The 12,005-nt window shown below is 64.3% G+C and carries 12 protein-coding genes; 4 read left to right on the top strand and 8 right to left on the bottom strand.

Going from position 1 to position 12,005, the window contains the following annotated elements:
• Window positions 1-92 precede the first annotated feature (92 nt).
• Genes NKJ32_RS11880 through phnG form a run of 3 tightly spaced genes read right to left on the bottom strand, consistent with a single transcriptional unit; the run spans window position 93 to window position 2,279 of the window.
• A complete protein-coding gene (locus NKJ32_RS11880) occupies window positions 93-1,205 on the bottom strand; it encodes a carbon-phosphorus lyase complex subunit (protein WP_352577418.1) in 1,113 nt (370 codons plus the stop codon).
• Between the two features lies 1 nt (window position 1,206).
• Window positions 1,207-1,818 (bottom strand): phosphonate C-P lyase system protein PhnH, encoded by a 612-nt coding sequence (gene phnH, locus NKJ32_RS11875; protein ID WP_352577419.1) that lies wholly within the window; start codon window positions 1,816-1,818, stop codon window positions 1,207-1,209.
• The gene (phnG, locus tag NKJ32_RS11870; RefSeq protein ID WP_352577420.1) at window positions 1,818-2,279 is read right to left on the bottom strand and encodes a phosphonate C-P lyase system protein PhnG; all 462 of its coding nucleotides are present in this window, start codon (window positions 2,277-2,279) and stop codon (window positions 1,818-1,820) included. Before phnG ends, phnH begins: the two co-directional genes overlap by 1 nt.
• A gap of 135 nt (window positions 2,280-2,414) precedes the next feature.
• On the opposite strand from phnG, the gene phnF reads away from it, so the two are divergent.
• Window positions 2,415-3,158 carry a phosphonate metabolism transcriptional regulator PhnF gene (phnF, locus tag NKJ32_RS11865; protein ID WP_023675205.1) on the top strand — a complete coding sequence of 248 codons (744 nt, stop codon included), beginning with the start codon at window positions 2,415-2,417 and terminating at the stop codon, window positions 3,156-3,158.
• An 18-nt stretch (window positions 3,159-3,176) separates the two neighbouring features.
• On the opposite strand, the gene NKJ32_RS11860 is transcribed toward phnF, so the two are convergent.
• From NKJ32_RS11860 to NKJ32_RS11840, 5 genes are all read right to left on the bottom strand, one after another.
• On the bottom strand, window positions 3,177-4,193 hold the full coding sequence (locus tag NKJ32_RS11860) for a zinc-binding alcohol dehydrogenase family protein (protein ID WP_352755121.1): 1,017 nt from the start codon (window positions 4,191-4,193) through the stop codon (window positions 3,177-3,179).
• A 70-nt stretch (window positions 4,194-4,263) separates the two neighbouring features.
• Complete coding sequence (locus tag NKJ32_RS11855) at window positions 4,264-5,229, bottom strand: ABC transporter permease (protein WP_352755119.1); 966 nt, start codon at window positions 5,227-5,229, stop codon at window positions 4,264-4,266.
• Window positions 5,226-6,779 (bottom strand): sugar ABC transporter ATP-binding protein, encoded by a 1,554-nt coding sequence (locus tag NKJ32_RS11850; RefSeq protein ID WP_352755116.1) that lies wholly within the window; start codon window positions 6,777-6,779, stop codon window positions 5,226-5,228. The genes NKJ32_RS11855 and NKJ32_RS11850 overlap by 4 nt, the downstream gene beginning before the upstream one ends.
• A gap of 104 nt (window positions 6,780-6,883) precedes the next feature.
• Window positions 6,884-7,879, bottom strand: coding sequence for an ABC transporter substrate-binding protein (locus tag NKJ32_RS11845; protein ID WP_023675208.1), 996 nt, complete (start codon window positions 7,877-7,879; stop codon window positions 6,884-6,886).
• A gap of 330 nt (window positions 7,880-8,209) precedes the next feature.
• Window positions 8,210-9,715: a UxaA family hydrolase gene (locus NKJ32_RS11840; protein ID WP_352568273.1), complete on the bottom strand. Its 1,506-nt coding sequence runs from the start codon at window positions 9,713-9,715 to the stop codon at window positions 8,210-8,212.
• Between the two features lie 256 nt (window positions 9,716-9,971).
• On the opposite strand from NKJ32_RS11840, the gene NKJ32_RS11835 reads away from it, so the two are divergent.
• From NKJ32_RS11835 to NKJ32_RS11825, 3 genes are all read left to right on the top strand, one after another.
• On the top strand, window positions 9,972-10,874 hold the full coding sequence (locus NKJ32_RS11835) for a GntR family transcriptional regulator (RefSeq protein ID WP_352448373.1): 903 nt from the start codon (window positions 9,972-9,974) through the stop codon (window positions 10,872-10,874).
• A gap of 119 nt (window positions 10,875-10,993) precedes the next feature.
• Window positions 10,994-11,350, top strand: a complete 357-nt coding sequence (locus tag NKJ32_RS11830) for a DUF2946 family protein (protein ID WP_352588434.1) — start codon at window positions 10,994-10,996, stop codon at window positions 11,348-11,350.
• 101 nt (window positions 11,351-11,451) lie between these two features.
• A complete protein-coding gene (locus NKJ32_RS11825) occupies window positions 11,452-11,988 on the top strand; it encodes a copper chaperone PCu(A)C (RefSeq protein WP_352588431.1) in 537 nt (178 codons plus the stop codon).
• The last annotated feature ends 17 nt before the right edge of the window (window positions 11,989-12,005 follow it).

Raw genomic sequence — 12,005 nt, 5'->3', positions numbered from 1 at the left:
CAAGGCGAGACCATTGGCGGCAGTAACGGTTACGGCGGATCCGGAGGCCATTCCCCAGACGGGGGAGGTCACGGTGGTGGAGCTAACTGAAGTCATTCCGCTGCCTGCCTCTTCTCTTCGCCCTTGCCGGCATTTTCGCGGGCGTCGTGCTCGGTGCGCATGCGGCGCACGAGGTCGAGCTCGGCCTGGAAGTCGACATAATGCGGCAGCTTCAGATGCTCGACGAAGCCGGTCGCCTGGACATTGTCGGAATGCGAGATGACGAACTCCTCGTCCTGCGCGGCGGCGATGACATCCTCGCCCAACTCCGAGGCGCGCAGCGCGCGGTCGCACAGCGCCATGGCCATCGCCTTGCGTTCGCTCTGGCCGAAGACGAGGCCGTAGCCGCGGGTGAATTGCGGCGGCGCCTTGGCCGAGCCCTTGAACTGGTTGACCATCTGGCATTCGGTGACGCGGATGCTGCCGAGCGGCACGGCAAAGGGCAGTTCCGGCACGTCCAGTTCCAGTTCGACCTCGCCGATGCGAACTTCGCCGACGAAGGGATGGTTGCGCGCATAGCCGCGTTGGGTGGAATAGCCGAGCGCCAGCAGAAACCCCTCGTCGCCGCGTGACAGCGCCTGCAGGCGGATGTCGCGCGCCATCGGGAATTCCAGCGGCTCGCGGGTGATGTCGCCGGGGACACGATCCCCAGGCATGTCGCCATCAGGCTCGATCAGGCCTTCGCGGGCGAGGATGGCCGAGACGCGCGGCATCGCTTCCGCCTCGCCGGCACGCTGTTCCGGCTCGGCGACTTCGCCGCCGGCGGCAAGCTCGGGATCGAGCAGCCGGTGGGTGTAGTCGAAAGTCGGGCCGAGCAGCTGCCCGCCGGGCAGGTCCTTGTAGGTCGCCGACACCCGCCGCTCGACCAGCATCGTGCCGGTGTCGATCGCCCTGGTGTAGCCGAAACGCGGCAGCGTGGTGCGATAGGCGCGAACCAGGAAGATCGCCTCGATCATGTCGCCGCGCGCCTGGACGATCGCCAATGCCGCCAGTTCCCTGTCGTAGAGCGAACCTTCGCTCATCACCCGGTCGACGCCGAGCGCCAGCTGCTCGACGATCTGGTCTAGACGAAGTGCCGGCACCGAACGGTCGCCGCGCCGGCGGTCGGCGAGCAATTTGTGAGCATTTCGAATGGCCGTCTCGCCACCCTTTACCGCCACATACATGCTACGCCTCCATGATCTTGATGCGCGTCGTGCGCGGCAGGCAGGCAATTGCGTCGAACGTGGCGAGGATGATATCGACGCCACGCGGAAAACGCTGGTTGTTCTGCTTCCATTGCTCGACGAAATGGCGCGGCATTTGCGCCGGCGCGATCGTCGCCGTCTTCTCGATGCCCGGGCCTTCGAGCAGCAGCGCAGCGCCGGAGACGAGATCGCCGACCTCGAGGATCAGCGTCGTGGAGCGATCGGGATAATCCTGGGTGCCTTGCGAAAACCCGTCGAGCGCCATCATCTCGGCCGGCGTGGCGATCAGCGCGAAATGCGCGTCGGCCGGGGTGTTGGCCAGCGGCGCGCCGGTATGGAAGCCAAGCCAGGATTTCACTGCCGCCGACCCCTGCAAAGCCGGGTCGAGCCAGAGCGGCGTGTCGTTGTCGCACAGCGTCAGCGCAACGGCGCCGGCGGTGGCCGACAGCGGCACCGGGGGGTGGGCAAGGGCCGGCAAGGGCTGGACGCTGCCCGGCCGCGCCATCGCGTCCATCACGGCACGGAATACGGTCTGGGCATTGAATACCGGATCGGCGAAGCCGCCTTCAATGGATTGAGTGGCGATATCCATCAGTCTTCTCCGCGCACCATGGTGAAGAAATCGACCTTGGTCGCCGCCGTCTCGGCGCGGAGCTGTTCACGCGCCTTGGCCAGTGCCGCCTGCAAGGGCGCAACGATCCTGGTCTCGACCTCATTGCGGTGGGCCGGGTCCTGCCACAGCGCATCGGCGATTGCCGCCAGCCTTGCCTTCTGCTTGTCGCGGCCGAGCGCGTAGCAGTGGCCGACATGGCCGGACGCAAGCCGCACCGTGGCACGGGTGACCGTCGCCTCGCCGACATTGAAGGGCGCGCCGCCGCCGCCGATGCGGCCGCGTACCGTAACCAGGCCGGTTTCGGGGCCACGCAGAAGTTCCGCTTCGCAAGGCAGGCCGGCTTCGTCCCAGAGGCGGACGATATCGTCGCCGGTCGATTGCGCCAGCGTTGCCATCACGGCCTTGCGCTCAGCCTGATCGCGCGCTTCCTGTCCTCGCATGGTTAACATTCCCTTGCATCGAAAATTTGTCTATTGATATAGACAATTATACAAATTATACCTATTATCTAATGCGTGTCTATGACGGGTGCATGACACGGGCCAAAAGATCGGCGCAAGGAATTGGGGCGGGAGATGATCGGACAAGCCAACAGCATCGAGCGGCGCAGCGGTGTCGCGCTGTGGCGGCAGATCGCCGATCAGATCCTGCATTCGATTGCCGTCGGCGATTTTCCCGAAAATGCGGCGCTGCCGCCGGAGATCGCGTTGGCCGGACGCTATGGCGTCAACCGCCACACGGTGCGCAGCGCTATCGCAGCGCTGGTGCAGGAGGGTGTGCTCAGGGCGGAGCAGGGGCGCGGCACCTTCGTGCTGTCGCGCAAGCGGCTGTCTTATCCGATCGGCGCCCGCACCCGCTTTTCCGAGGGATTGCAAGGACAGGCGTCCGAGCGGCATATCACCTTGCTCGCGTCATCGATCGAGCCGGCCAACCGTCGTGTCGCAGAGGGCTTAGGCCTTGCGACGGGGGCCGATGTGATACGCCTGGAAACGCGCGGCGAAGCCGATGGAATGCCGGTGTCCCGCGCGGCCGGCTGGTTCGATGCCAGGCGCTTTGCCGGCATCGATGCCGCCATGGCGGAAACCGGTTCGATCACCGCATCGCTGGCACGTTTCGGCATCGACGACTATCTCAGGCAATCGACCGTGCTGTCGGCGCGCCATGCCGATGCCGCCGACCTTGCGGACCTCGAGCTGCAGCCCGGCGCCATCGTGCTGGTGACGGTCGCCGTCAACGTCACGCCCGACGGTCAGCCGATACAGTTTTCGGAGTCGCGCTTCCCGGCCGAGCGGATCGAGCTCAAATTGTCGGCGCTCTGAGATGCGGCAGCCCTGGCATCATCCGACTTGAATGACGGCCTTGATCAGGCCGGACTTCTCATGCGCCCAGCGGGCGAGGTCGTGCGGCGTCTCGCCAAGCGTGGTGCGGTGGGTGACCAGCTTTGCCAGCGGCAGCGCGCCGTTGCGGATCGAGGCGGCGACATGGTCGAAATCGGCACGCAGGGCGTTGCGGCTGCCGATCAGCATCATCTCGCGCTTGTGGAATTCGGGATCGGAAAAGGCGATGTCGTCCTTGACGACGCTGACCAGGACCAGCGCCCCGCCGTGCGCGACATGGGCGAAGGCCGACTGCACCGACCGGGTGTTGCCGGTGGCATCGAAAACCACGTCGAAGCCGTCGCCGCCGGTTGCTTCCCGCACCAGGTCGGCAGCAGCGCCCCGCGAGCCGTCGAGCGTCGCGAAGCCGAGTTCGCTTTCGGCAAAGCCAAGCCGTTCAGCGCTCATGTCGAGCAGCGTCGCATCGAGCCCGGCGATGCGGGCGAACAGCGCCGTGCCGAGCCCGATCGGGCCGGCGCCGATGACCAGCGTGCGCGCTCCTGGATCAGCCAGCGAGCGCCGCACGGCATGGGCGCCGATCGCTAGGAATTCGACGGCGGCGGCATCGGCCAGCGACAAGCCGTTTGCCGGATAAAGATTTTGCGCCGGCACCAGGATCTGCTCGCACATGGCGCCGTCGCGGTGGACGCCGAGCACCTCGATCCTGACGCAGCAATTCGGCTTGCCTTGCCGGCAGGCGATGCATTTGCCGCAGGCGAGATAGGGATTGACGACCACCGCTTCGCCGACGGCGAGATCGACGTCCTCGCCAACCTCGATCACGGTGCCGGAAACCTCGTGGCCCATGATGCGGGGATAGGCGAGGAACGGGTGCTTGCCTTCGAAGATGTGATAGTCGGTGCCGCAGATGCCGACATGGCTGACGGCGACCAGCGCCCAGCCGGCGGGGGGCGCGCCAGGCTCCGGGCGGTCTTCGAGGACAAGTTCGCCGGGCGAGCGGCAGACGACGGCTTTCATGCTTCAATCCAGTCGGTTCATGGCACCGCCGGCCCTGCTGTCGCGAGGCCGGCGGTTGTTGGGAGGCAGTCTATTTGCCGCGGCGGCGCAGCCCGTCGAAATAGACGATGACGATGATCAGCACGCCGGTGATGATGCGCTGCCAGAAGGCGTTGACGTTGAGCAGATTGGCGCCGTTGTTGATGGTGGCAAGGATGAAGGCGCCGAGCAGCGGTCCGTGCACGGAGCCGACAGCGCCGAACAGCGAGGTGCCGCCGATCACCGAGGAGGCGATCGCCTGCAATTCCCAGCCCTCGGCCTGCGTCGGATTGCCGATGCCGATGCGCGAGGCAAGCAGCACGCCGACGAAGGCCGCACACAGGCCCGACAGCGTGTAGGCCATGTAGATGGTGCGCTGGACGTTGACGCCTGACAGGCGCGACGCCTCGGCGTTGGAGCCGACTGAGAACAGATAGCGGCCCCAGCGGCTGTGGTGCAGGAAGATGTAGGCTGGGATGCCGACCAGGATCACCATCCAGAACAGATTGGGGACGCCGGCGAAGGAACTGCGCGAGAACGTCTGGAAGGCGTCATTGTTGATCGAGATCGAGTTGCCATTGGTCATCAACAGACCGATGCCGCGCAGCGAGGTCAGCGTTGCCAGGGTGATGATGAAGGGCGGCAGCCCCATCTTGACGATGCCGAACCCATGGAACATGCCGATGGCGACGCCGACCAGCAAGGTGATCAGGATGGCGAGGAAAACCGGTGTGCCGGCGTTGATCAGCATCGCGACGATGACGGTGGCGAAGCCGACCACGGCGCCGACGGAAAGGTCGATGCCGCCGGTGATGATGACGAAGGTCTGGCCGACCGCCAGGATGGCGATCATCGACCCTTGCCGCAACAGGTTGGAGATGTTGTTGGCCGAGGCGAAGCTCGGCGTCGCCACCGACAGGATGACCCACAAAAGAACCAGCAGCGCCAGCAGTGTCAGCCCGAACAGGGCGTTGTAGTTGCGTTTCGGCCTTTCGGCAGCGATCGCCTCGGTGCTCATATCCGTCCTCCCGGTTTTTCTTGTTTCTCGGCCAGCGCCTGGGTGAGGATCTCCTCGTGGTCAGCGGTACGAAAGCCGTGCGTGGCCACTAGCTTGCCGCGCCGGAACACGTGCAGCGTGTCCGCGAGTTCATAGACCTCGGGCAGGTAGGACGAGATCAGGATGATGCCGGCTCCCTTGGACAACAGCGCGCCGAACAGGCGGTAGATCTCGGCTTTGGTGCCGACGTCGACGCCGACAGTCGGCTCGTCGAAGATGAATAGCTTGGCGCCATGGGCGAGCCATTTGCCGATGACGATCTTCTGCTGGTTACCGCCGGACAGGCTGGAGGCCAGCGCGCCGCGCGTCGGCGTCTTGATGCGCAGGTCGGCGATCTGGCGATCGGCTTGCGCCTTTTCCTGCGCGCGGGAGATCAGCAGATTGCTCGAGATGCGCTTGTAGATCGGCAGATTGAGGTTGAGTCCGACCGGCAGGTTGAGGCAGAGGCCCTGGTCGCGGCGGCTTTCCGGGGCCAGCGCCATGCCGAGCCTGATCGCGTCATGTTCGGAATTGACCTTGACCTCCTTGCCCTCCCAGAGGATCTGGCCGGCCGATTTGCGGTGCCGGCCATAGAGCGTGGTGACGAACTCGCTGCGCCCGGCGCCGATCAGGCCGTAGAGGCCGACGATCTCGCCGGCGCGGACGGACATCGAGACATTTTCGAAACCCTTGCCGGACAGGTTCCTGGTTTCGACGATGATCGCGCCGGGGGTGAAATGCTCCTTGTGGTAGACCTGCTCGATCGAGCGGTTGATCATCATCTTGACCAGCTCGGCGTCATTGGTCTCGGCAATGTTCCTGGTGCCGACCAGCGTGCCGTCGCGCAGCACCGAGACGCGGTCGGCGAGCTCGAACACTTCTTCCATGCGATGGCTGATGTAGATGATGGTGACGCCTTCGCCCTTCAGCCGGCGGATCAGCGTGAACAGCTGGTCGGCCTCCTTGCGGGTAAGATAGGCGGTCGGCTCGTCGAAGATCAGGAATTTGGTGCCGCGCACCGTGGCGCGGGCGGCGGCGATCAACTGCTGCTGGCCGATGGTCAGGTCACCCAGCATGACATGCGCCGGCAGGTCGAAACCGAGATCGTCGATGATCTTCTGCGCCTGCCTGACCATCGCCCGCTGCTGCAGGATGCCGAAGCGGGAATCCTCCTCGCCAAGGAACATGTTGGCGGCGACGGTGAGATGGCGGCATAGGACGACTTCCTGATGCACGGCATTGATGCCGAGCGCCATCGCCTCATGCGGCGTTGCCAATGCGGCAGGCTTGCCCTCCCAGATGACGTCGCCGGAGGTGCGCGGCATGACGCCGGTCAGAAGCTTGATCAGGGTGGATTTGCCGGCGCCGTTCTCGCCAACGATGGCGTGGATCTCGCCGGCCTTGAAGGCGAGATCGACCGGCTTCAGCGCGTGGGTGCCGGGATAGCGCTTTTCCAGCCCGCGGAGTTCGAGGATGGTCCTGCCCGGTTCCAGCGTTGGGGCCGGATGCAGTTCCTGCGCCGTCGACATCATGACAATCCTCCCAGATTGGCCCCCAAAGATTGGCCTCGCGATTGGCACGAGTGGGATGTTTCCGGGGCGAAAAGGCCCCGGAAACAGTTCACTTGCGGCTATGCTCAGTCGAGCTTCGGGTTGAGCAGCGCGTCGATCTTCGGATCCTTCATGTTGGCCTTGGTAACCAAATTGGCGCCGGTATCGACATTGGCCTCGACCTTCTCGCCCTTCGAGGCGGCGAGCGCCGTCTTGATGCCGTCATAGCCCATCCGGTACGGGTCCTGGACGACGAGCGCCGAGATGACGCCGTCGTTGAGGAACTTGATCAGCTTCTCGTCGCTGTCGAAACCGACCAGCCCGACCTTGCCGGCAAGACTGTTCTCGGCGATCGCCTGACCGACGCCCTGCGCCATGATCAGGTTGGAGGCGAAGATGCCCTTGAGGTTGGGGTTGGCGGTGATCAGGTCGGTGGCGATGTTGAGGCCGGTGGTGGCCTGGCCGTCGGCGTATTTGTCGGCGACCAGCTTGAGGCCCGGATATTTGGCAGCGAGCTGTTCCTTAAAACCCTGGGCGCGCTGTTCGAGCGAGCCGGCGCCCGGAAGAGCGGTGATCAGGGCGACGTCGCCCTCGACCTTGCCGCCATTGGCTTCGCCGATGGCTGCGGCAAGGCCGTCAGCGGCAACGCGGCCGCCCTGGATGTTGTCGGTGGTCAGGAACGAGGTAAAGGCCTTGGAGTCGGCGCCGGAGTCGATACCGATGATCTTGACCTTGGTGGCGGCCTCGTCGATCGGCTTGCCGAGCGCCTTGGCTTCGGTCGGCGCAATGACGACGGCCGCCGGGTTGCCGGCGACGGCATTTTCGAGGATCGAGATCTGGCCGTTGACGTCGGTCTCGGCCTGGGCGCCGAGCTCCGGCACGTTGACGCCGAGATCCTTGCCGGCCTTGCGGGCGCCGGCCAGAACGATCTGCCAGTAGAAGGACGTGGTGTCCTTGACGATGATCGGAATGGTCGCGTCGGCCGCGGATGCCGGCGCCGAATGCATCACGCCGGCAAGCATCGAGGCGGCTGCAAGTGCCACGAAGGCGCGGCGGTTGAGAATGCTGGTCACGAATTTCATTAGGAGTCCTCCCTAAGTCGCCCGGTGAATGTTACGGAAGCTCCATTCGGATGGCGCGGCCCAAACGGAACTTTATCAATAAAAAACATTTACCGCATTTTGATAGTGCATCACCTCGGTCGGCGCAAGCGATGTTTGATGGCCGCTCGAATGGCTGGGCGGGAAAGCTTGCTCCCTCCGGAACTCCGCTGCCAATCTCCTCCTATATGTCGCATGGAATATTAATTCCATCGTCCAGTCAATATGGAATGTTCATTCTTTTTCGGGAGCGTTGGAACTGTGACGCCTGGCGATCACGTCCGGTGTTCGCGACTATTGCGCATGTCCGGCTTAGAGCGTCGCTCCGAGATGCCAAGGCACGAACTCGTTGTCGCCGTAGCCGAACTCTTCGCTCTTGGTCTTGCGGCCCGAAGCCGTCTCGACGATCAGTTCGAAGATCTCGCGGCCCATGCCGGCGATGGTCTTTTCGCCCGAGGCGATGACGCCGCAATTCACGTCCATGTCCTCTTCCATCGTGTGATACATGGTCGAGTTGCTGGCGACCTTAATCGACGGCGTCGGCCGGCAGCCGAAGCAGGAGCCGCGGCCTGTGGTGAAGACGATGACGTTGGCGCCGCCCGCCACCTGGCCGGTGGCCGAGACCGGGTCGTAGCCGGGCGTGTCCATGAACACCAGCCCGTGCCCGATGACCTTTTCGGCATAGCCGAAGACGCCGTTGAGCGGCGTCTGGCCGCCCTTGGCGACCGCGCCGAGCGACTTTTCCAGGATGGTGGTCAGGCCGCCACGCTTATTGCCCGGCGATGGGTTGTTGTCGATGGAAGCGCCATGCTTGGCGACATGGTCTTCCCACCATTTCACGTAGCCGTCGAGCTTGGCGGCGATCTCGGGGGTGGCGGCGCGATAGGCAAGCAGGTGCTCGGCGCCGTAGATCTCCGTCGTCTCGGAGAGGATGCCGACACCGCCGACGCCGGCCAAAATGTCGACCGCGGCACCCAGCGCCGGATTGGCGGTGATGCCGGACATGCCGTCGGAGCCGCCGCATTGCAGGCCGACGACGATCTCGCTGACCGGGATCGGCTCACGCTGAAGCTTGCCGACCTCCTCGGCGATCTCGGCCAGCACGATCAGCGCCTTCTCGACCGATTTGCGCGAGCCGCCGGCTTCCTGGATGTTGAAATGGCGTTTTCCCGCGGCAACGCCCTTCTGGCCGTAGAGGGTGAGCTGGTTGACCTCGCAGCCGAGCCCGACCATCAGCACACCACCAAAATTCGGATGACGGGCGTAGCCGGCCAGCGTGCGGTGTAGCACCATCATGCCGTCGCCGGTGGCGCTCATGCCGCAGCCCTGGCCGTGGACGATCGGGACGAAGCCGTCGATGCCGGGATATTGCGGCAGAAGCGTGCGGTTCGCCGCGTCAGCGATGGCGTGGCAGACGGTGGCCGAGCAATTGACGCTGGCGAGAATGCCGATGAAGTTGCGCGTGCCGGCGCGGCCGTCGGCGCGGCGGTAGCCCATGAAGGTGCGGGCGCGGTCGGCCTCGGTCGCATGCACTGCCTCGCTCGGCGGCACCACCGGCAAACGCCCGCTTTCGAAGACCAGATTGTGCGAATGGACATGCTCGCCGGGCGCGATGTCTTGCGTGGCGCGGCCGATCGCCTGGGCGTATTTGACCACGGCTTCGCCGGCCGCAATCGGCTTGATCGCCACTTTGTGGCCCGGCTCGATCACTGCGGCGGCGACGGCGCCGCCCGGCAGCACGGTGCCGATCTCGATGCGGCCATTGGCGACCGCGACATTGTCGGCGGGAGACAGAAGAATGCTGTTTGCGGCGTTCACGGGAGCTTCCTGGGTGTGTTCCTGGGTGCGCGAGCGGATTGACACGCGGCTCTTAACATATAATGTCTTTTATCGTGAAAAAACATTTTTGCGTCAATTGTTTTTTCGCCAGAGCGCGACGCGTCTTTTGGATGCGAGAAGCAGGCTCTACAACCAAAACTAGCGTTGCGCATGATGTTTTCCGAAAAGGTACCGGTTTCATGCGCGAGAAACGCTTCACACTGGCCGCAAACGCCGATGCGCCACGGGGCAGGGGATGTCGAAGAGCAACAACGTTTACAAGGACGCCTATAATCGCGGTCTGAGGCTGCTCGACGAAACCAGGAGCCTGCCTTCGGAGCCGGAGCTGGGTACGCTGCTCGGCGTCAGCCGCACGACGGTCCGCACTATCCTTGCGCGCATGGAAGAAACCGGGCTGATCGACTGGAACAAGCGCAGCAAGACGGTCCTGCGCGAACCGCGACCGGACGATTTCTTCCCCGAGGAAGAAACCGACACGCTGGCCGAGATCATCGAGCGCTCCTTCATGCGGCGGCTGCTTGCCAGCGGTGCCGAAGCAGGCATGCAGATCAACGAGCTCGAACTGGCGCGCGAGATCGGCGTCGGCACCACCAGCGTGCGCGAATTCCTGATCCGCTTCTCGCGCTTCGGGCTGATCGAGAAGCGCCGCAACAGCCACTGGGTGCTGAAAGGCTTTACCCGCGCCTTCGCGCTGGAGCTGACCGAAATCCGCGAGATGTTCGAACTGCGCTCGGCCGCAGCCTTTGCCGCTCTGCCCGAGGACAGCCCGGTGTGGGCCGACCTCGACCGCCTGGAAGACGAGCATCACCGGCTGGAGCGCGAGATCGCCGTGCGCTTCAACGAATTCTCCGAGCTTGACGAGCGCTTTCACCGGCTGATCCATCGGGCGTCGCACAACCGCTTCATCGTCGATTTCTACGACGTCATCGCCATGATCTTCCACTACCACTACCAGTGGAACAAGGCGCAGGAGCGCGAGCGCAACGAAGTCGCGGTCCAGGAGCATCTCGCCTATATCGCCGCGCTCAAATCGCGCGATCTCGCCAAGGTCGACGCCGCCTGCCGCAAGCACCTGAAATCGGCCCGCCACACGCTGCTGACGTCCATTCCCGAGGGCAGGCAGCCGCAACGCGCGTGATTGTGTTGCGTTGCCGCAGCAACGTTTTGGCGATTTTCCGGCCGCCGGCTCCGTGCTAGAGAGCTGACGTTGCTGCGTGAAGAGGCTGGTTCTTGACCATACGCCGGAGACGATGGAGCATGCCGGTCGCGTTCGCCGCGGCGTGGCTTTTCATGCTCCAGTCGATGTTCGGCGCGTTTGCGTCCGGCGTCGAGCCGAAAGCCTCGCAATTCGATGCTTTCGGCAACACGATCTGCACCCATGACGGTGCGGCGCAACTCCCCGCCGGCGATCCGCATCAGCAGCACATGCCGGCTTGCTGCATGCTTGGCTGCAATCTCGTTTCGGCGGTCTATGCGCCGCTGGATGCAGCCGGGAGCCTGGCTCGCAGCCTTTCCATCGAAACCATCGCCTTTTTCCTGCCGGCCTTCCGGCATCGCGATTTCGCCCGCGCCCGCACTCCGTCCAATCCGCGCGCACCACCGGCGACGGCCTGATCCGTTCTGGTTCGCGCCGCGCAACGCTTTGCCGGCGCGTTTATCGACATCGTTCGCGACCGGCCATCGGCGCGATCCCCCTTAAAGTCCACGGAGCAATCATGTCTCACTCTTTTCGCGCTGCCGCATCCAGCCGCAGGCGCTTCTCACTGGGTAGTTTCGAGCAGCGTCTCGGCGTCGCCCTTTGCGTTCTTGCCCTCCTGTTCGCCAGCGCCCAGACGGTGTTGGCACACGAGTTCAAGCTTGGCGATCTCGAGATCGGGCACCCCTGGTCGCGCGCCACACCAGCCGGCGCCAAGGTGGCCGGCGGCTACTTCACCATCACCAACACCGGCAGTGCGCCGGATCGCCTGCTGTCGATCACCTCCGACATTTCGGCCAAGGCCGAACTGCACGAGATGGGCGTCAGCAATGGCGTGATGACGATGCGGCCGGTCACCGGCGGCCTCGAAATCCCGGCTGGCGGCAAGGTCGCATTGGCGCCCAACGGCTATCATTTGATGTTCATGGATTTGAAGCGGCAGCCCATGGAGGGCGAAATGTTCTCCGCCACGCTGACCTTCGAGAAAGCCGGGCCCGTGCAGATTGAATTCGCCGTGCAAGGCATCGGCAGCGCGGCGCCCCAGGACGAAGACTGACTTGGCCGCTTCGAGAG

Origin of the sequence: Mesorhizobium sp. M0159, assembly GCF_040322295.1 — a bacterium.
Taxonomy (GTDB): domain Bacteria; phylum Pseudomonadota; class Alphaproteobacteria; order Rhizobiales; family Rhizobiaceae; genus Mesorhizobium.
The sequence above is the reverse complement of the archived record's forward strand: the minus strand, read 5'-3'. Positions and strand labels throughout refer to the sequence as shown.